Genomic DNA, 19,463 nt, shown 5'->3' with positions numbered 1-19,463 from the left:
CCGGGGTCGGTCACGACATGGAGCCGGCCCCGGCGCCACCGCCTGCCTCGCTCCAGGAAGGGCACGCATGCACTGGATTCAGGGACATCGCCCGCCGCAGCCCACCGCCACAACCCCGCTCTGGACCGATCACGACGCACCACACGTGGTCGGCGCGAACCCGCCCCCGATGCACTGCGCCACGGATCGGGACCTACGACTCGCGGTCATCGGCGACTGTTACGCCCCTCGGTCCGCCCTCGACCTCGCGCTCCCTGCGGTGCGCGCCGAGGACTGGCGTGCACTCACCCGCTGGCCCGGCTCATACTGGGTGATCGCCCGGCGTGGACCCTGGACCGCGATCCTCACTGACCTGTGCGGTTCTCGCTCCGTCTACTACACGCGCCATCGGGGGCAGGTGCGTTGGGCTACCCGCACGCGCCCCCTCGCCGAACTCACCGGCGCGCCCCTGGATGACGCGGCCCTGGCGGCTCACCTGACGTGTCCAACCGTCACCGAGGCCACCGACCACCGCACCGCCTACCGCGGCATCCACCGCGTGCCCGGCGCACATGCCCTGGTAACCGACCGCCACACCCTACGCATCGTTCCCTACGAGCCCGAGGCACCAACCGCCACGTTCCCCGAGGCCGCAGCAGCACTGCGCGTAGCCCTGTACACGGCCGTGGCCCACCGGGCAAACACGGCACAACGCCTCAGTGCCGATGTCAGCGGCGGCCTGGACTCCACAAGCCTCGCCATGCTCGCCGACACCCACGGGCCGCTACTCGGGGTCACCCGCCTCGACTCGACCAGCCCCAACGACGACCCGGACTATGCCCGCCGTTGTGTTGCCCAGGCCAACCACATGCGCCACGTATTTCCCTCGGCTGGCCAGGACGCGCGAATGTTCGACCAGCTGGACGCCGCACCGTCCACCGACCAGCCCTTCAGCGACGCCGCGCGGTGGGCCGTCACCACCTCCTACCGCCAGCCGTTACACGAGTACGGCAGCAGCCTGCATCTGACCGGATCGGGTGGCGACACCCTGCTGGAGGCCGCGCCGTATCACCTCGCTGAGGCGTACCGCACCCAGTCCAGACGCGCGTTTCGCACACGGGTTCTGGCCTTCGCTCAGGTGCGGCAGCTGTCCCCACGAGTGATCGCCCGCGCTGCCCGGGCTCAGGCCCGCACGGCGTGCCGGGACGCCCTTCACCAGTTCGCCGAGCAGATCCGAACGCCACAGCGGCACCGAAGAACCGGGGCCACCGAGCGGATTGCCTGGTACGGCACAGCCGGATTCGCCGTCTGGCTCACCAGCAGAGCCCGCGCCACTCTTGCGGAGCATTTGCATGCCCAGGCGGAGCAAGCACAACCGGACCTGCCGCTGGCCACGCACCGTGCCTGGAGCGAGCTCCGAGAGTTCGGCAGTTACCAGGCCGAGCTGGAACAGCAGCTCAGCCACGATGGGGTCCCGACCCATGCCCCCTACCTGGACAACGAGGTCGTGCGGTCCTGCATGGCACTCCCGGTCAGCCACCGCAGCCAGCCAGGTGTGCAGAAGCCACTCCTCGGAGCCGCGCTGCGTGGTCTGGTGCCCCTGTTCCTGCTGACTCGCGCCACTAAGGGCGCTTACGATGGCAACGCCTACTCAGGGCTTCGGCGTAACGCAGCCCGACTGCGCACCCTGCTCACCGACTCCCACCTTGTCGAGCGCGGCATCGTGGACCAGAACACCGTGCGGGATGAACTGGACCGGCTCGTCACCGGGGTCCCGGGACGGATAGCCGCGCTGGAGCGCCTCGTTTCGGTGGAACTGTGGCTCGCCCGCACACTCGACTCCGCTGCCCGGGTCCCGAGCGAAAGCGGGGGCAGCTATGCCCGCTGAGCCCGTCCGGCCGCACCCTTGCGTGTACGCGACCATCACACCCGAGGGCGGAATGCTCCTCGACACCCGTGGCCGGGGCCGATGGTACGCCCTCTCCCTCACCGCCGCGCAGCTGTGGCACGCCTTGGCCAGCGGCACCCGGCTGGATGACGCTGCCGCAGCCCTGGCCGACGACCTCGGCGCCGACCCGGATCAGGTGCGGGCAGACGCCGCAGTTCTGGTCCAGGAGTTGTCCCGGCATGGCCTGCTGCACCGGAAACGTTGGCGGTGGTCGCGGTGGTGAGCGTGGAGATGACCGAACCGGACCCCACGGGCCTGCCCACGCCGCGAATCGGGGACTGGGTCACCGCCGTGGCTGGCGTCGCCACCGCCCTGGTGGTCCTCCGCCTGCTGCCGCTACACCGCACCCTCGCCCTGGTCCGGCTACTCCGGCGAACCTCCCGCGCCCCGGCCGGACGCTTAGCCGCGCTGCGGTCCGCACAAGCCTGTCGCAGGATCGCGCGCCGCTTCCCGGGGCGAACCGCGTGCCTGGACGTGTCCCTAGCCACCGTCGTCACTACGGCCCTGCGCTGGCGGTCCGTGTCGTGGTGTATCGGGTGCCGGTTCTCTCCGTGCCAGTCCCATGCCTGGGTCGAGGTCCGTGGCGTACCTGTAGCAGAACCCGTACTTACCACAACACCGTTTCACGTCACCGTGCGCGTATAACACCCGTCAGTTCCGACCACCAGCCGAATGGAGCACTCCGTGCCCGAGATCAGCACCACTGCCGCGGACCGATTGAGCGAGGCAGCCGCGGCGGTTGACGAGGCCCACTTCCGCGGCACCGACGGCCGCGCGGTGCGCCAGACCACCGACACCATGGTAATCCTGCGCCATCTTCGAATCGCGGATATTGAACCCGGTGATCGTGTACTGGAAATCGGGACCGGCTCGGGCTTGTCCACCGCGCTGCTGGCCGAATTGGTCGGTCCACACGGCCATGTCGTCAGTGTGGACCTCCTTCCGGAGCTCACCGAACGGGCCGCCCGGCTCCACGCTGAGGCCGGCTACGCGAACGTGACGTTCCTGGCCCGCGATGGGCTGGACGGCGCCCCCAAGCATGGGCCCTACACGCGGATCGTGGCGTGGACCTGTCCGCCCCGGCTGCCGGATGCGTGGCTGGACCAGGCCACCGTAGGGGCGGTGATGCTGCATCCCCTGCCGGTGGCGCGATTGGCCTACTCCACGGTGATGCTGCGCAGCGTGGTTGCCGAGTCGGGCACGCCGACCACGCCGAGCGTGCACCGGGGAGCCTACGCCCGCATGGGTGGAACAGTGCACCAGGCCCGCGAGTCTGACGATGCCAACGCCACCAGCGTCACGGGCTATGTCTCTGCCGAGTGGCTCCACTCGAGACCCGCGCAGCATGCCGTAGACCTGCTGGGGCGGCTGGAGGCGGCCGCGCACTCCGAGCCGGTGGACCTGAGCTGGCCGGACTGTGACGACCTGCGCGCTTGGTTGATCGCCCAGCGACCTGAGGGACTGATCTCGGCCGGGCGCGACCGTGCCGTGGGCTACGGCATCGCCACCGAGGAACACGTGGCGCTGCTGGAAATGCTGCCCCACTCCCAGCTGATCGCGGACTCGGCGCAGTCCCCGGCACTGGAGCGACTCCGGGAGCTGCTGCACACCTGGACCAGCGCGGGACGCCCTGGCACTGACACTCTCACCCCGCACCTACACCGGATCACGGATGGCTGGCAGGCCACGCTGTGAGCGGCCACCATGCCTGACCGTGGGGCACGGCTTCCTTGACGAGACGGTCCCGCCGGGCAACGCAGGATGTCCGGCTGGGAACTCGCCACCCACATGGCACGCTTGCAGTGCATGCATCGCCAGCAGGACTGCGGGCGATCGGGAGGGAGTACCATGGCCACACTGACGATCCGCGGGCTCGACGACCAGCTTCGGGACCGACTCCGGGTCCGGGCGGCGCAGCACGGCCGCTCCATGGAGGCCGAGGTGCGAGCGATTCTGAAGGATCAGCTGGCAGAGTCACCACCCAGACTGGGGGTGGGCAGCCGCATCCACGTTCGGTTCGCGGCACTGGACGGCATGAAGTTGGACCTCCCGATGCGTACGAAACAGCCCCGCCCGGCGGCCGTTGACGAATGATCGTCCTGGACATCAACGTCATTTCCGAGCTCGCCAAAGCGCATCCGCAGCAGGCTGTACTCAAAGCTGGGCCGTCCCAGCACGTCCGCCGACGCCCAGATTGCGGCAATCTGCCGTGCGCAAGGCGCCCGCCTGGCCACGCGCAACACCCGGGACTTCCAGGACACAGGGATCGAGATCGTCAACCCGTGGCAGAGTGACTGAGCGCCAGACGCTCCGCAGCGACCGCGCTGTCTGGCACCGAGGCAGCAGTATCGCATCCGCGGATAGGCTTGGCGACATGGCGACGCGGTTGGTGCAGATTGCGATGAACGCTCGGGATGACGCCGAGGTCGGACGGTTCTGGGCGCAGGCGCTCGGTTGGGAAACGGCCATCGAGGAACCCGGCGTGACGAATGTCCAGCCCGACCGGGACACGTATCCGGACCCCGTTCATGTCTGTATCGATGTCATTGCCGTTCCGGAACCGAAGACGGTGAAGAACCGGGTCCACGTCGATCTCGCCACGACGTCCGCCGGGCATCAGGCCGAGACGGTCGCGCGGCTGCGGGATCTCGGTGCGACGCCAGTCGACGTGGGCCAGGGCGACGTTCCGTGGACCGTGCTCGCCGACCCGGAGGGTAACGAGTTCTGTGTGCTGGAGCCCCGAGCGGTCTACCGGGACACTGGCCCGATCGCCGCGGTGGTGGCCGACTGTATGGACCCGCGGGTCATGGCCCGGTTCTGGGGCGCGGCGACGGACTGGGCCGTACACGAGGTCACCGACGACTATGCGACGCTGCGTTCCGCTGCGGGCACCGGCCCGTACCTGGAGTTCGTCCGTACACCCGACACGAAAACCGTGAAGAACCGCGTGCACCTGGACGTGCGGCCCTACCCGGGGGGCGACCAGGCCGCGGAGACAACTCGGCTGCGCGAGCTTGGCGCCGCCGACCTCGACCTCGGCCAGGGCGAAGTCCCCTGGATAGTGCTCACCGACCCGGAGGGCAACGAGTTCTGCGTCCTCACCCCGGCCTGACACGGAGTTGTTCCGGCCCGCGGTTTTCCCAGCGGCGGCCACCGGGACCGGGACACCGTCCGGCGCCACGACGGAGTTCCGCAGTACGGCCGCTGCCTGCCGCTCGCGGTGCCACGGCCGGCGGGGATTTCGGTGGCGCCGGCTGGGGCGCGACGCTGGCGTCGCACCGGGAGCGCCACCGACCGGTGGGTGTACTTCGAGCATAGTGGAACGTGCGTCCAGTACGCCGGCGGGACGCCGGCTGCTGGCGGCCGCGTCCGACCTGTTCTACCCCACGGCATCAACGCCGTGGGGGTGGCGGCCATCGCCGCGGCCGCCGGGGTGACCAAGAAAACCCTCTACGACTGCTTCGGCTCCAAGGACGAGCTGGTGGTGGCCTACCTGCGGGACCGGCACACCACCTGGTGGCAGCACATGAAACAGCAGCTGGCCACGGCTCCCCCACCGCGCACGCTGGCACTGTTCGAGGCCTACGTCGACCATCCCGCCCTGGACCTCTCCCGGGGGTGTGGCTTCCCCAACGGGGACGCCGAGCTTCCCGCCGACCACCCCGCACCCGCCGTCATCCAGTACCACAAGAGCGAGGTGCTGCACCGGATCACCGAACTCGTGGCCGCGGATCGCCCGGAGCTGGCCGACCCGGCGCCCGTTACCGAGCAGCTGTTCCTGCTGCTGGAGGGCACGGTTGCGCTGCGGAACATCGACGGTGACCCGCGGCGCCTGCACACCGCGCGCAGCACCGCCCAGACCCTGCTCGCGGCGGACCGTCCCTCCCTCTAGTCACCCGCCGCCGTAGCGTGGTCACCCGTTCGCGGCCGCACGGCGAGGAGCACTGCCGGCAGAAGGCCCAGCGCCAGCACCCCACCGCCCACGGACAGGACCGTGAAGCTGGTCGAGGCCACCACCAGGCCCGAGGCCAGCCCGCCCCCGGCGCCGGCCACCGCGACCGCGACGTCCACGACCCCCTGCGTCTTGGCCCGCGTAGCCAGGGGCGCCGCATTGGTGACCATGGCGGTGCCCGCCACGAGGCCGAGGCTCCAGCCCAGGCCCAGTAGGCCCAGTGCCAGCGCGAGCACCCCGCCGGACTCTGCGGGGCCGAGGCCGGCCAGCAGTCCCGCCGCCAGCAGTGTGATCCCCGATGCGACGACGACCGGCGCCGGGCCCCAGCGGTCCACGAGGAAGCCGGACAGGGGCGAGGGCAGGTACATTGCGCCCACGTGCACGGCGATGACGAAGCCCGCAGCGCCGACACTGTGCCCGTGGTGCTGCATGTGCACGGGAGTCATGGTCATGACCGCGACCATGACCAGCTGGACCAGGACCATCACCAGGGCGCCCAGCAGCAGTGCGCTCCGTGCCCCGCCGGAAAGCGAGCCCGCGGCGGACTCGGGGCTGTCCTGGTTGGCCTGCGCACTCGCCTGGGCCCGTGCGGTGACCAGTGGGTCGGGGTGCAGGAACAGCCACAGCACCCCGGCGGCAGTGCCGTAGGCGAGCGCCGCCAGTAGGAAGGGGCCGGCCAGCGGTGGAACGCCCACCGCGGTGGCCAGACGCCCCAGAGGCTCGACGAGGTTGGGGCCGGCGACGGCGCCGAGGGTGGTAGCCACCAGCACCGTACTCACCGCCTGGCCACGGCGTGCGGGCGCGGCCAAGTCCGCGCCGGCGTAGCGGGCCTGGAGGTTGGTGGCCGTACCGGCGCCGTAGACGAACAGTGCACTGAACAGCAGTACCGGGCTGTCCAGGACCGCGGCGGCCACCACGCCCAGGGCGCCCGCCGCACCGACGGCATAGCCGGCGGCCAGGCCGCTGCGTCGCCCCCGGTGCTGGGAGAGGCGTCCCACCGCAACTGCGGCGGCCGCCGAGCCGATCGTGAACAGGGCGCTGGGCAGGCCGGCCAGGCTGGTCGCGCCCAGCATGTCCTGGGCGAGCAGGGCACCCACGGTGATACCCGCGGCCAATCCGGCGCCGCTGAGCACCTGGGCGGCGACCAGCACGGTAAGGATGCGCCGCTGGGCGGGATGCGCGGGGGGATCAGCGACGGGCGCTGCGGGGGTGGCGGTCATGGCCTCGGCTTTCGTCGTGTGCCGCGGTGGGGTTCGGGGTCAGGCGGCAACGGGCAGGCCCTGGCACCGCCGGTCGATCATGCCCTCGTCCAGCAGGGCCCCGCTGCGACTGGAACAGAGTAGGCGACTGCGCTCCACCGGAGCGACGCAACCCAGTACAAACCAGTAACGCTTCCGGTAGGCGACTCACAGCCACGGCGGCGCACAGCACCGCGGTGATGTCGCTCCCACGAGGCGGCACGACAGCCGACCCGCCACAGCGCCGATACTGGAAGTATGTCGCTGCCCATAGCTGCCGCGCCTGAGGCCGCCACGCTGGCCGCCCTGGACGATCGCATCTGCGAGTGCCGGGCCTGCCCGCGGCTGGTGGACTGGCGCGAGGAGGTGGCGCGCACCAAACGCGCCGCGTTCGCCGAACAGACCTACTGGGGCCGCGCCGTGCCCGGCTTCGGACCCGCCGACGCACGCATCGCCATCGTTGGCCTGGCACCGGCCGCGCACGGGGCCAACCGCACCGGGCGCATGTTCACCGGGGACCGCTCCGGTGACGTGCTCTACCAGGCGCTGTACGACGTGGGACTCGCCACCCAGGCCACGGCAACCTGGGCGGGTGACGGTCTGAAGTTGCACGCCACCCGCGTCACCGCACCGGTGCACTGCGCTCCCCCAGCCAACCGCCCCACCCCAACCGAGCGGGACACCTGCCGCCCGTGGCTGGTGCGCGAGCTCCAGCTGCTCACCCCCACGTTGCGGGCGATCGTGGTGCTAGGCGGCTACGGATGGCAGGCCCTGTTGCCCGCCCTTGACCAGGCCGGCTGGCAGCTTCCCCGGCCCCGCCCGCGGTTCGCACACGGCACCCGCGTTGCACTTCCATCTCGCGACGTCGCTACTCCCCTCGTGCTGCACGGCTGTTACCACGTCAGCCAGCGCAACACCCAGACCGGGACGCTTACCCCGGCGATGCTGCGCACGGTGCTGGCCGAGGCCAAGGCCAGCGCGGAGCTGGCCTGAACGCACACCCGGCGGGCTCACAAGAGGCTCAGCTGTGTGGGCCTAGCCGCAGCCGGGGCGGTCGCAGCTTCCTCGGTGCCCACTCTGCGATGCGCGTCGGCGGTGCGCCGGGTGACCCCGTAGCGTTCGGCGAGCTCGCGTACCTGCTCGGTGATCCGGCGCTGGTAGCTCTTCGGGGCGTAGGCCCCACCCCGGTACAGCTCCTCGTAGCGACCCACCAGGTCCGGATGGTGCTGGCGTAGCCAGGTGAAGTACCATTCCCGAGCCCCGGGCCGCAGGTGCAGCACGATCGGGGTGATGCTTCGCGCCCCGGCCGCGGCGAGCTGGGCCACGGTGGCCTCCAGCTGCCGGGGTGAGTCGCTGAGGAACGGCAGGATCGGCGCCATCAGTACCGCGCAGCCCAGCCCGGCCTGCTCCAGCCGGGAGCAGATTCGCAGGCGCGCCGGTGGGCTGGCGGCCCCCGGTTCGAAGGACCGCGCGAGATCACGGTCCACGAACGGCACCGAGACCGCCAGGCTTACCTCAACATGTTGCGCGGCATCCCCGAGTAGTTCCAGGTCCCGCAGCAGCAGCGGGCCGCGGGTGAGGATCGAGAAGGGGTGACGCTCGTCGCGTAGCGCGGCGATGATTCCGGGCATGAGCCGGTAGCGGCCCTCAGCGCGTTGGTAACAGTCCACGTTGGTGCCCATGGCGATCGCCGCGCCTGCGCGGTCGCGCCGCCACTGGGGCCGCGCGAGCTCGCGACGCACCAGGTCGGGGGCATTGACCTTCACTACGACCTGGGAGTTGAAGTCCTGCCCGGAATCCAGGTTGAGGTAGGTGTGGGTGTTGCGGGCGAAGCAGCCCACACAGCCGTGGCTACAGCCCCGGTAGGGGTTGATCGTGTATCGGAACGGCACACGGGAGGCCCCGGGAACCTCGTTGATGAGGGATCGGGCCTGCACCTCGTGGAAGGTGATCCCACGAAAACCGGGGGTGTCGAAGGTCCGAGTGACCGCACCCCGTTCGATCAACACGGGCTGGTTCGTTCCATCGTCCAGCCGCAGGTTCTGCCAGCGCATGCGTGCCCCCTACCGCGCGGGTTCGCCAACACCACCCACTGTAGAACATATGTTCGACCACCCGGGAGGCTGCAACGGTGTCCGTCACGTCGTTGCTCTCATGCACCGCGCTGCGTGGATGTGGCCAGCGCAAACAGAGAGACATGGCTGGCCCCGTAGGTAGCGCAAGGTAAGAGTTTGGCCGGAACTGGATCGCCCAGGATCAGGTTGATGCCGGGCAGCGTTGGGGGGTGACCCGCGAGGACAAGGCGGAACTGGACCGGCATCGGCGACCACGTCGCATTCGCGGCCAAGCCCCACCTGAGCGTACGGATGATCGCCCGTGCCCTCGACGCGGGCCGTGGAGTGGACTGGGTGAGTGAGTCGCGACGAGGTATAAGGAACCAGCCCCCACCTGCGCCAAGAACTCGAAGAACGCGGTATCGATTACGTGCTGGCCGTTTCCTGCGACCACCGCTTCAGCACGCCCGCCGGTTGGCTACGCACCGATGAGGAGGCCCGCCGCGTCCCCCACCGGGCATGGCAGATGCTCTCGACGGGGGCTGGCGCGAAAGGGCAGCGCTACTACGACTGAGCCCTGGACGAGATCGACTTCACCGTCATGGACCTGGCCGCCTGAGGAAGCCCGAGGATGAGGAAGGAGCGTGGCGATGGCTTAGCGCTTCACCGGTCCGGCAGCTCAAGCGTTGGTGTGTGAGTGGGCGGACCGAACAGCGCATCCCCGGCCAGACGACAGGTGGGGCGCGCCTGTTCTTGTCAGCTAAGGCGCGATGTCATGAAGCCAGGACCCGCCAAGCCAGGACGACGGCGAACAGCGAAAGCCCGATCGCCGCCGCCATGTCCACCCCGCGATGAAAGCGGGGGCCAGTAAAGCGTCCCAACACGGACGCGGCCAGGGACAGCAGCGCGAACCAGGTGAAGGTCCCCGCGCCCACACCCACCAGCATGGTCCATGGGGTGAGGGAACCCATGTCGGATGTGGCCGAGGAGAGGGCGGCGAAGACCGCCGCCCAGGCCAGGATCGTCAGCGGATTGCTCGCCGTCGCGGCCAGCCCCACCACAAACGCTGCCCGGGGCGAGGTGAGTTCGCGATTGTCCTGCTGCTCCGTCGGAGGGGATAGGGCACTACGCAGGGCACGCAACGCCAGCACTACCAGGACCAACACACCGAGCATCCCGACCGCCGTTCCCAGGGCTTCCCAGGTGGTGAGCAAGGCGGCCACTCCTGCGATGCCCAGGAGGGCGTATCCGACGTCGACCAGCGCCGCCCCCGCACCGATGGCCAACCCCAGCGCGACACCTCCGCGCAGAACGCTGCGCAGGCACAGCAGCCAGATCGGGCCGACCTGGGCGGCGACCACGAATCCGAAGCCGAAGCCAGTGACCAAGGTGGTCGTCACGATTCCGATCCCTTTCCAAGGGAGGAGAACAGGTGGACGTCGATGCTCAGGTGAGGCTTACATCGACGATGGTCTTACCGATAGCAGACCGTCGACGCTCGGGCTCCAACACTGCGGGAAGCGCGCTCAGGGATACCCGGTCTCTCACCGGGATTCGCATGTTCCCCTCTACTAGTGCGCGCAAGGCGTCGCCGATACCGGAGCGGACCTCATCATGTCCTTCCATGACGCCCCCGTAGCCCAACGCCCGGATGTTCCTGCGGTAGAAGGATCGCACATCGAGCTCGGTCTGCGCTGAGGATGAGGCTCCGTAGATGACGAGGGTGCCGTAGGGGGCCAAGAGTTGGGTCGCGGCCGCGGTGTAGCTTCCGCCGAGCGGGTCGAGCACCACGGTCACTCCCAGCCCCATCACGGCCCTGATCAGCTCTTCCGGTGAGCGGGCGATCACGGTCTCGGCGCCTATCTCGGCCACTGCTTCGGCCTTGTTCGGGTCACCGGTCTGGCCCCAGACCGTCGCTCCTGAGCTCAGGGCGAGCGACGTCGCGGCCGTGCCCACTCCCCCCGTCGCCCCCAGAACCAGGACGCGGTCTTCGGGTGTGACTCCGGCGAGTTCGTACACTACGCGGATCGCGGTTCGGCCGCACACGGCCGCGCAGGCCGCCTGGGCCGGATCGACGCCTTCGGGTACCCGGACAAGCGAACCGCTCGGGACGACGGCTTTCTGGCTCCAGGTACCGTCACGGGACAGGCCAACGCCGTGGCCGTGGACTACGAACAGATCATCGCCCCGACGTCCAACCCCTTCCACACCAAGTGTGCGGGGCACGGGGGCATCACTGGCCACCTGACCGGCGAGCACGTAGGTGTCCAAGGGGTTGATCGACGCGTACATCATGTCGATCACGACTTCCTCGGTCGCCGGAGATCCCTGTTTGGTTTCCTCGACACGAAGGACACGGTCGGGGCCGGTCAGGCGTGCGGCGAGGACGGTCTCTGCCATGGTCTTCCTCAACGGTTCGGGGGAGAGAGCAGCCGGCAGAGCACGCCGACGGTCCGTTCGATGTCCTGTTCGTCGACGTTGCCGAGGTGACCGAGACGAAAGGTCTCCCCGGCCGCGCTCGGATGCGTGCCCGCCTGAAGGAGCACACCGAGCTCGGCAGCACCACGGAGCAGTTCTCCGGCGGCCAGGTGGGGCGGAGCGCGGTAGACACTCACCCCGTTGGCACGGTCGCCGTCCGCGGCGACGAAGTTGCGCAACCCTTCCGTTTCCAGGGCCGAGCGCAGCCGCAGCGCCAGGCGCCTGTGCCTATGCACTCGTTCGGTCCCCTCCTGGATGACCAGTTCCAACCCCCGAGTCAGGGCGCCGATCAGGTTTCCCGGGAGCGTCTGATGGTAGACGAAGCGTGCCTCCAAAGCGGCGCGCATCACCGGGAGCCAATCGCGAAGGTCAAGGCTGAAGTGTGGCGGTGTCCACGTTCGCGAGTCGAGCACGTCCACGGCCCGGGGCCCGAGTGAGGCGAGGTAGAGACCTGCGGGGACTCCCAATGCCTTGGGCGTGGAGGTGAGATAGGCGTCCACTCCCCATGCCTCTTGGTACACGAACTCCGCTCCGGCTGCGGACACCCCGTCCACCAGTACCAGCGCGCCGTGTTCCCCGGCGACCTGGGCCAGCTTGTCGATCTTGGTCCGCACGCCACTGCTGGAATCGACATGGGTGATGAGCAAGGCCTGGTACTGCTCTGCCCCAAGAAGCCGACCGATCTCTCTTGGATCGGGTGGGTATCCCGGCTCGGAGGTGTGCACATGCGTCGGAAGGCCGAGTCTGACGCAGATATCGCGCCAGCGGTTTCCCCACATCCCCGTGGACACCACCAGCACGGGCGTCTGCGGTGCGAGGAGGCTGGCGGCCACGCTCTCCATCCCCGCCGTTCCCGTCCCGGGGAGTACAAAGGGGACGGCTGCGGGAGCGTCGAGGAGCTGCCTAGTCAGCAGCAGTGCCCGTTGCAGGTCCTGCACGGAGGCCGGCGCGTCGATGGGGTCCGCAGCCTGCGCCAGACGACGTAGTACCGAGGGGTGGGGCCGAGTGGGGCCTACCACCATGGGCAAAGGGTCAGGACGGGGACTCGGGCCGGCGTCGCCGGAAGGGGTAACGGTGCTCGAAACGTCCCTCACTCGTCGCTCGCCCACTCCACGTAGTCCTCCCGGTAGGGAGTGAAGATGTCGAGCGCCACGGACTTCTCCAGAGCCCACACCTGGTGTTCCACGCCTCCCTTGACGACGAAACTGTCTCCGGGACCGGCTTCGAAGGTCTGGTCTCCGGCAACGACGCGGATGTGCCCTGAGACCAGGTAGGCAAGCTGTTCGTGCGGGTGGCTGTGACGGGGAAAGACCGATCCCTTTTCCATCACGTGCTCGACGAGCATGAGCTTGTCGTTGTGAGCGAGGACCCTGCGGGCCAGGTCCGGGAACGCGGTGCGCGGCTCGACATCGGCCGAGGCAACAATGACCACGTCGTTGGTTCGGGGGGACGCGTGCTGGGTCATGGACATACTCCTTGGCCTATCGGGTGGGGCGGACGTAGAGGGGAAGGGGAGTGATGTCGGCATTCTGAGTTCCGGCTGCCGCCTCGGTGGTGGGAAAATGGGCGCGATCGAAGACCTGGTGGAGACTGGAGGTACATCCGTTGGGGACCGCGACGACCACCCCGATCTCGTCGTTGAAGGACTCCGCGCTGATGAACCGGTAGCTCTCCTGCGGCTCCAGCGCGATCCTTGTCCATCCTGTGTTTGGGTTGTCCCTGCGGACACGGCGATGGAACACTTCCTGCGGCCTGTCGCTGGTGTTCTCCACCTGGACGTGGACGGCGCGGATGTCCCCGTGCCAGTCGAAGTGGGCCAAGTCATAGGTTTCATGCGCGGGGAGTTCATCCAACGTGGCCTGGGCCGCCACGGGATTCGGTACGCGCTTGATGTGCGCGTCGAGTCCGCACCCCGAGCACCTGCCGTCCGGCGTGACTCCGACCAATTGCGCGTTTAGGCCATATCGAGTGATCTGGAGCAGACCACAGCCGCGACACCAGGTGTTGGTGGATTCGGTGTCGTAGACATTGCCGAGGTAGACGTGCTCCAAGCCCATGTCCAGGGACACGCGACGTGCGTGCTCCAGCCGTTCTACTGGCGTGCGGATGGTGTCCGTCATCTTGTAGTCGGGGTGGAACCTCACGAAGTGGGTGGGAACCTCCGGGCCGAGGCATTCACCGACGAACCTGGCCATGTCTCTGGCGTTCTGCTCGCTGTCGCTCAGGTCCGTCACCATCAGTGTGGAGACCTCGACGTGACGTCCCGCTCGGTAGACCTGCTCCGTCGCTTCGAGCACCGGTTCGATCCACCCCTTGGTGATCTTCCGATAATACTTCGGATCCATCGATTTGATCGACACCGAGAAGATGTCGATCACCGGGATAAGTTCCTCGACGGCTTCCGGTGAGATAAAGAAGGCCGACTTGTACAGGTTGATGATTCCCCTGCTTTTGGCGAGGCGAGCGGTCTCTGTGACGAACTCGTGCCAGACGACCGGGTCATTGTAGGTCCAGGAGATAACCTGGATGCCATGGCGCTCGGCGATATCCACCACCTCTTCGGGGGTGTAGTGGAAGACGTCCTTATCCTCCACGAAACGCGCCTGAGACGTCTTCCAGTTGTGGCAGTAATCGCAGTTGAGCATGCATCCGATGTTCCCCATGGAAAGGATGCGCGCGCCCGGCTCGTAGTGGAAGACCGCTTCGGTCTCGATGGTTTCCTCGGTGGCGTGGACCGAACGCCCGTAGTTCAGGCTGACCAGTTCACCGTCCCGGTTGGCGCGGACCATGCAGAAGCCGTGTTGCCCGGGTCTGATCTTGCAGTTCCTGGGGCTGAGGTGGCACCTCACCACCTTGTCCTCTAACTGTTCCGCCAGTTGGGCCGGGTATCCGTGCTCCTGCCATTTCTTCTTCGCCATCGTGTGCTCCTGCCTGGTTGATGGGTTATCCGAGGAGCCGGTGGTGCCTCCGTGCGTTCCTGCGCTCAGGGGATCTGTTCGTTCCTCGGCAGCACCGACACAAGTGGGTGATCGGCGAGCGAGCGCTTGAAGTTGTCCGCTCTTCCCGGGATTTCCAGAGAGTTCACCTCACCGAAGAACTCCGCGTTGATCTGAGAGTACGCTTGCCATTCATCGGACAGTTCCGTTTCCTCATAAATGACTTCCACCGGACAGACTGGCTCACAAGCTGTGCAGTCGATGCACTCGTCGGGATGTATGTAGAGGCTGCGCCCACCCTCATATATGCAGTCGACCGGGAAGACATCGAGACAGGACTTGTCCTTGATATCGACACAGGGTTCAGCGATGACGTATACCATTCCCCACTTCCGAGAAGAAGATCATTTACCTCACGCCGGGCGATCGCAAGAAGGCCAGTCTAGAGTGGAGGATTTCCGTGGTCAACACCTCTTCGCGGAGAAATTTTCAATCCGAAACCAATGGGACTGGATTCTCTTGTGTTGCAGGAGTTCGCTGCGTCCTGTTTTTCTTTATATGTTTTTTCCTTCTGGTGAACTTCCGAGTCGGGATCTTGTTCCCTTGCAGAGGCGCGGAGTCCAGGACCCAATGAGGTGATCCCAGTGTTTTCTATGTGAGCCGCTGGTGTTCGACGTGGGTGCGGACGAGGGCGGCTTTGGCGATGGTGCCGATTGTGCTGGGGCTGGCGTGGACGTGTTGGAGCAGGCGCCAGCGTTGGGTGAGTAGGGCGACGCCGCGTTCGCCCAGGCAGCGCAGGCCGCGGTGTAGCCGGTTGGCGGTGCGGGTGTCGGGGTCGAGGGGGCGGTCGCTCGCCGGGTGGGGGGTCGGGATGAGGATGCCGATGTCGGCCCGGTGGTGGCCCAGGTCGGCGAGGGTGGGCAGGTCCCGGACGGCGGCGTAGAGCGCGCCCAGGACGTGGGTGCGGGCCGCGGTGAGGTCGTGGGTGGAGCCGGGCTCGGCGTCGCTGAGGAACGGCGGAAAGTCTGCGGGGTCCATCAGTCCGTGGAGGTTGGCGCCGTGGGTGTGCGCCTTTCCGGAGTACCCGCCCCGGCACGCGGGAGGTGCCCCCGGTCGATTTGCTCACCGTTCTCGCTCAGGGTCGTGTCCGCGCAGCGGTCGGTGGGGAGGACGATGCCGTCCAGGATGAGGGGGCGGTGCCGTGCTCGCGGGTGGTCTCCCGGGCCTGGTGCCGGTCGGGGGCCTGGTCGGCGAGGATCTCGGTGCCCTCGTCGACGTAGCGGTCGGCGGGGCAGCGCCCGATCCCGGCGTTGCGGGCGAGCACGGCGGGGCTGGTGGCGTCGCCGCTCGGCGGCCAGGAGACGGGAGCGGGACCGAACCGCTTCCCGGGGCACGTCGAGGATGGCACGATCGGTGCCCACATGCAGCCGGTCACGGTAGACCAGCGGAGCTTGACACCTCGCCTCCTCCCCGGGGCTCCACGCCTATGTCAGGGGAACGGACACTCCTCCCGGGTCGACCGAACACCCGCTTCGCACCCCCGTGACCGGCTCAAATTCTCCGGGATCACGTCAATGAGTGGTCCGAGAGATCTACACAGGTCCCAACACCGTTGTCGTCGTTGTGTTTCGTGGACGCTCACTTGCGGTTGTACAGCCACATCGTGGTCGAGCCGAAGACGACGATCGCGGCGGTGCAGAACACGGCAACCCAGGTGATCGCGCCGTAGTCGGGTGCTCCCGCCATGACCGAGCGGATCGCGGTAACGAGATGGGTGATCGGGTTCATGTCCACGAAGTTCTGGAGCCAGCTGGGCATGGTGCGTGGATCCACGAACACGTTGCTCAGGAAGGTCAGTGGGAACAGGATCATCATGCTGATGCCCATGACCGACTTCTCAGTTCGTGCGATCAGCCCCACCGAGGTCCAGATCCAGGAGATCGAGAAGGCCGCGGCAAGAAGCATCAGTATTCCGGCGACGACACCGACGATGCCGCCATCGGGGCGGAACCCCAAGATCAACCCCACGGCCACGATGATCACGGAGGCTGCGGTGTAGCGGAACAGATCACCCAGGAGGTAGCCCACCATCGGCGAGGGCCGCCAGATGGGCAGGGTACGGAACCGGTCGAAGACGCCCTTGTCGATGTCGTTCTTCACCGAGGATCCGGTGTACATGGTGGTCATGATGACGCTCATCACCATGATTCCGGGGAGGAGGAACTGGATGTAGTCCCCGGTGCCGCCGGCGATCGCACCTCCGAAGAGGTAGGTGAACATCAGCGTCATCATGATCGGAAATGCGGTGACATCGAACAGCTGCTCGGGCACGTGTTTGATCTTGAGCATCGCCCGCCATCCGAAGGCCGCGGTGGCGGCCAGGGGGCTAGGCCGATCGGGCCATTCGGGCGGAACCAGCACGGTGTGCAGGTCCCGGGATGTCGCGCTGGGTGTCGCGGCCGGGGAGTTGGTGGTGGACACGGCCATCAGGCGGCCTCCTTCTCGCTCTCCTCGTGGGCGGGGTGGTTGGTCAGGGCGAGGAAGACCTCGTCGAGACTGGGCTGTCCCAGGGCGAAATCGTCAACAACGATCCCGTTCTGGGACAGTGCCGTCAGGGCTCGCGCGGCGCGCTCGGCGCCGTCGGTGGTGCCAGTCAGGCGGGCCGTGAGCGCGAGCGGATCGGATTCCGCAGTGATCTCGGCCGTCATAGCGTCGGCCAGGACGCCACGGGCATGGTCACGCTGTGCGGGATCACGCAGGCGTAGCCGCACCGATCCCGCACCCACTGAGGATTTGAGTTCACCGGGGGTGCCCTCGGCAATGACCCGCCCGTGGTCGATGACGGCGATGCGGGAAGCCAGCTGGTCGGCCTCATCCAGGTACTGGGTGGTGAGCAGTACCGTCGTTCCCTGCGCAACGATGACCCGGATGATGTCCCACACCTGGTTGCGGCTGCGGGGGTCCAGTCCGGTGGTGGGCTCGTCGAGGAACATCAGTTCTGGGGGACGCACGATGCTGGCGGCGATGTCCAGGCGGCGCCGCATGCCGCCGGAGTAGTTCTTGGCCTGCCGATCGGCCGCGTCCTCGAGGCCGAAGGCCTCCAGCAGCAGGTCTGCCCGTCGACGGGCGGCCGGCTTGGGGTAGCCGACGAGCCGGCCGATCAGGATCAGGTTTTCCAGGCCGGTCAGGTCCTCGTCGACGGAGGCGAACTGCCCGGTCAGGCTCACCTTGTCGCGCACTGCGTCGGCTTGGCTGCGCACGTCGAGGCCCATCACCCTGGCCTGGCCACCATCCATCTGAAGGAGGGTGGCCAGCATCTTCACCGCGGTGGTCTTGCCGGCGCCGTTAGGGCCCAGCACCCCATAGACCTGTCCAGGGGGCACGGTCAGGTTTAGCCCGTCCACCGCGCGGGTCCTCCCGAAAACCTTCACCAGACCTTCGGCCTGGATGGCCGCGTCCTGGTCGCGTAGCGTCATAGTTACGTCCTCTGTCGATCGTGTGTACGAATCCTAGTGGTGCTGGTACCGACCAGGTCGGAACGGGAAACTCATTGGCGTTGTCGCTGTCCGGAGCGTCGAGCAACCAATCTCGGATGTGTCCTGCGGGTTGTGACTACTCCCCCGCGAATCCTCCGCGAACCCGGCTGGCGTGGGTGAGCGATGACCACCCGTCACCCACCGGAAGCGATACCAAGGCTAGAAATTCAACCTTAATCGAAGTCAATCTTCAGGTGGCCGTGCTCGTGGGCCACACACCACCTTCCTCCTCCGGTCGCCAGGGTCCGGAGGAACCGTACTCCGACGTGGGGACATTCCGCCTGGATCCTGCCGTGCCGCTGGTGCCTGACCGTCTCAACGCACGCTTCCAGCCCACCATCTGGGGGAACCCCGAGGCCGCGAGGCTCCGAACAGGCACGCCAGAGCGGATCCAGTGAGGTGGGTGTGTGGGACCGGTGCGGGGAGCCGGGCACGGAGTTTCCTCCCGCCGCAACGCTGCCGCGTAATCTGGCAACGGGGTGGGTGGAAAGGAGGCCGCAAGGTGAATGCGGAGGCCCGTTCCGGTGAGTCGCTCCGGCCTGGCGACGAGAAAACACTTCGGGGCGCCAGTACTGGCGAGTTGGTGGTGGCGGTCGCTGCCTCCGACGAGCAAAACCGGAAAACACAACGGCGCGCGCTGGGGCGTCTTGCGGTCGGACTGGCAGCGCGCGCACGAGCCGCCGGGGTCACGAGTGTGGCCGGGGGACGCTGGCTGGCCGACGTGTTCACCGAGGATGTAGTCCCGCGTCTGCCCATCCGCGATGCACACACCCTGAGCCTCCACTATCCGGACCTGAACATCGAGGAACGGGCCCAGGCGCTGATCCGCACAGCCTCGGCCACCACCACCACGGTCGGCGCCGCGGGGGGTGCAGCCGCCGCTGTGAAAACGACCGCTCCCCCGCTACTGCTGACCAGCCCGGCACTCCTCACCGCAGAAACGCTGGCTGTGGCCACCGTTGAGGTCAAGCTGCTGGCCGAGCTGCACGAGAACTACGGCTTCCCGGCCCGCGGTGGAACGCTCCAGCGCACATCCGCCTATGTGGCGTCCTGGGTGCATCGACGTGGACTGGACCACCTCGATGAGGATCCGTTCGGCGCCACGGTAAGTGTGGCGGCACGTACGGCGCTGCGTAACCGGCTCATGAAGCTCCTGGGACGCCATCTGAGCACATTCGGCCCCTACCTGACGGGTGCGGTTGCCGGCGGGGCGATCAACCGGGCCAGTACCAGGAAGCTGGCCGAAGTGGTCTGTACGGACCTGCGCGGTCTCCAGGACAGCACCACGGGAGTGGACATCGGCGGGACACGCCTGCCGTGTGGCTGATACTCCCAATACGTG

At 67.7% G+C, this 19,463-nt stretch carries 21 protein-coding genes; 9 read left to right on the top strand and 12 right to left on the bottom strand.

The window, feature by feature from the left end:
• Window positions 1-67 precede the first annotated feature (67 nt).
• The 7 genes from RIF23_RS02005 (at window position 68) to RIF23_RS01975 (ending at window position 5,819) form a co-directional block, all read left to right on the top strand.
• Entirely contained in the window at window positions 68-1,867 is a 1,800-nt protein-coding gene (locus tag RIF23_RS02005) for an albusnodin/ikarugamycin family macrolactam cyclase (protein ID WP_310910580.1), read from the top strand.
• Window positions 1,857-2,150: a PqqD family peptide modification chaperone gene (locus RIF23_RS02000; RefSeq protein WP_310910579.1), complete on the top strand. Its 294-nt coding sequence runs from the start codon at window positions 1,857-1,859 to the stop codon at window positions 2,148-2,150. The genes RIF23_RS02005 and RIF23_RS02000 overlap by 11 nt, the downstream gene beginning before the upstream one ends.
• A gap of 8 nt (window positions 2,151-2,158) precedes the next feature.
• Window positions 2,159-2,572 carry a lasso peptide biosynthesis B2 protein gene (locus RIF23_RS01995; protein ID WP_310910578.1) on the top strand — a complete coding sequence of 138 codons (414 nt, stop codon included), beginning with the start codon at window positions 2,159-2,161 and terminating at the stop codon, window positions 2,570-2,572.
• 39 nt (window positions 2,573-2,611) lie between these two features.
• Window positions 2,612-3,622, top strand: a complete 1,011-nt coding sequence (locus RIF23_RS01990; protein WP_310910577.1) for a protein-L-isoaspartate O-methyltransferase family protein — start codon at window positions 2,612-2,614, stop codon at window positions 3,620-3,622.
• A 153-nt stretch (window positions 3,623-3,775) separates the two neighbouring features.
• Complete coding sequence (locus RIF23_RS01985) at window positions 3,776-4,021, top strand: FitA-like ribbon-helix-helix domain-containing protein (RefSeq protein ID WP_310910576.1); 246 nt, start codon at window positions 3,776-3,778, stop codon at window positions 4,019-4,021.
• A gap of 280 nt (window positions 4,022-4,301) precedes the next feature.
• On the top strand, window positions 4,302-5,039 hold the full coding sequence (locus RIF23_RS01980; RefSeq protein ID WP_310910575.1) for a VOC family protein: 738 nt from the start codon (window positions 4,302-4,304) through the stop codon (window positions 5,037-5,039).
• Window positions 5,040-5,327: 288 nt separating this feature from the next.
• On the top strand, window positions 5,328-5,819 hold the full coding sequence (locus RIF23_RS01975) for a TetR/AcrR family transcriptional regulator (protein WP_310910574.1): 492 nt from the start codon (window positions 5,328-5,330) through the stop codon (window positions 5,817-5,819).
• On the opposite strand, the gene RIF23_RS01970 is transcribed toward RIF23_RS01975, so the two are convergent.
• On the bottom strand, window positions 5,816-7,099 hold the full coding sequence (locus RIF23_RS01970; protein WP_310910573.1) for an MFS transporter: 1,284 nt from the start codon (window positions 7,097-7,099) through the stop codon (window positions 5,816-5,818). The genes RIF23_RS01975 and RIF23_RS01970 overlap by 4 nt on opposite strands.
• A 276-nt stretch (window positions 7,100-7,375) precedes the next feature.
• Here RIF23_RS01970 and RIF23_RS01965 point away from each other — a divergent pair, with 276 nt between their 5' ends.
• Window positions 7,376-8,110 carry a uracil-DNA glycosylase gene (locus tag RIF23_RS01965; protein ID WP_310910572.1) on the top strand — a complete coding sequence of 245 codons (735 nt, stop codon included), beginning with the start codon at window positions 7,376-7,378 and terminating at the stop codon, window positions 8,108-8,110.
• Window positions 8,111-8,127: 17 nt separating this feature from the next.
• Here the strand turns inward: RIF23_RS01965 and RIF23_RS01960 are convergent, their stop codons facing one another.
• The 11 genes from RIF23_RS01960 to RIF23_RS01910 form a co-directional block, all read right to left on the bottom strand.
• Window positions 8,128-9,171 (bottom strand): Rv2578c family radical SAM protein, encoded by a 1,044-nt coding sequence (locus RIF23_RS01960; protein WP_310910571.1) that lies wholly within the window; start codon window positions 9,169-9,171, stop codon window positions 8,128-8,130.
• 773 nt (window positions 9,172-9,944) lie between these two features.
• Window positions 9,945-10,571 (bottom strand): LysE family transporter, encoded by a 627-nt coding sequence (locus RIF23_RS01955; protein WP_310910570.1) that lies wholly within the window; start codon window positions 10,569-10,571, stop codon window positions 9,945-9,947.
• 46 nt (window positions 10,572-10,617) lie between these two features.
• Entirely contained in the window at window positions 10,618-11,571 is a 954-nt protein-coding gene (locus RIF23_RS01950) for a quinone oxidoreductase family protein (protein WP_310910569.1), read from the bottom strand.
• A gap of 8 nt (window positions 11,572-11,579) precedes the next feature.
• Window positions 11,580-12,671: a pyridoxal-phosphate-dependent aminotransferase family protein gene (locus RIF23_RS01945; protein WP_310910568.1), complete on the bottom strand. Its 1,092-nt coding sequence runs from the start codon at window positions 12,669-12,671 to the stop codon at window positions 11,580-11,582.
• 68 nt (window positions 12,672-12,739) lie between these two features.
• Window positions 12,740-13,114 carry a cupin domain-containing protein gene (locus RIF23_RS01940; RefSeq protein WP_310910567.1) on the bottom strand — a complete coding sequence of 125 codons (375 nt, stop codon included), beginning with the start codon at window positions 13,112-13,114 and terminating at the stop codon, window positions 12,740-12,742.
• 16 nt (window positions 13,115-13,130) lie between these two features.
• Window positions 13,131-14,567, bottom strand: a complete 1,437-nt coding sequence (gene amrS, locus RIF23_RS01935) for an AmmeMemoRadiSam system radical SAM enzyme (protein ID WP_310910566.1) — start codon at window positions 14,565-14,567, stop codon at window positions 13,131-13,133.
• Between the two features lie 65 nt (window positions 14,568-14,632).
• On the bottom strand, window positions 14,633-14,968 hold the full coding sequence (gene fdxA / locus RIF23_RS01930) for a ferredoxin (RefSeq protein WP_310910565.1): 336 nt from the start codon (window positions 14,966-14,968) through the stop codon (window positions 14,633-14,635).
• A 268-nt stretch (window positions 14,969-15,236) separates the two neighbouring features.
• Entirely contained in the window at window positions 15,237-15,623 is a 387-nt protein-coding gene (locus tag RIF23_RS01925; RefSeq protein ID WP_310910564.1) for a transposase family protein, read from the bottom strand.
• Between the two features lie 97 nt (window positions 15,624-15,720).
• Window positions 15,721-15,993 (bottom strand): hypothetical protein, encoded by a 273-nt coding sequence (locus tag RIF23_RS01920; protein ID WP_310910563.1) that lies wholly within the window; start codon window positions 15,991-15,993, stop codon window positions 15,721-15,723.
• A 230-nt stretch (window positions 15,994-16,223) separates the two neighbouring features.
• A complete protein-coding gene (locus RIF23_RS01915; protein ID WP_310910562.1) occupies window positions 16,224-17,072 on the bottom strand; it encodes an ABC transporter permease in 849 nt (282 codons plus the stop codon).
• Window positions 17,072-18,061 (bottom strand): ATP-binding cassette domain-containing protein, encoded by a 990-nt coding sequence (locus RIF23_RS01910; RefSeq protein ID WP_310910561.1) that lies wholly within the window; start codon window positions 18,059-18,061, stop codon window positions 17,072-17,074. The genes RIF23_RS01915 and RIF23_RS01910 overlap by 1 nt, the downstream gene beginning before the upstream one ends.
• A gap of 562 nt (window positions 18,062-18,623) precedes the next feature.
• Between RIF23_RS01910 and RIF23_RS01905 the strand changes: the two genes are divergently transcribed.
• Window positions 18,624-19,448 carry a hypothetical protein gene (locus RIF23_RS01905; RefSeq protein ID WP_310910560.1) on the top strand — a complete coding sequence of 275 codons (825 nt, stop codon included), beginning with the start codon at window positions 18,624-18,626 and terminating at the stop codon, window positions 19,446-19,448.
• The last annotated feature ends 15 nt before the right edge of the window (window positions 19,449-19,463 follow it).

The sequence above is a fragment of the Lipingzhangella rawalii genome (genome assembly GCF_031628175.1).
GTDB classification, from domain to species: Bacteria; Actinomycetota; Actinomycetes; order Streptosporangiales; family Streptosporangiaceae; genus Lipingzhangella_A; species Lipingzhangella_A rawalii.
Note: the sequence above shows the minus strand (reverse complement) of the source record. Positions and strands in the feature narration are given on the sequence as shown.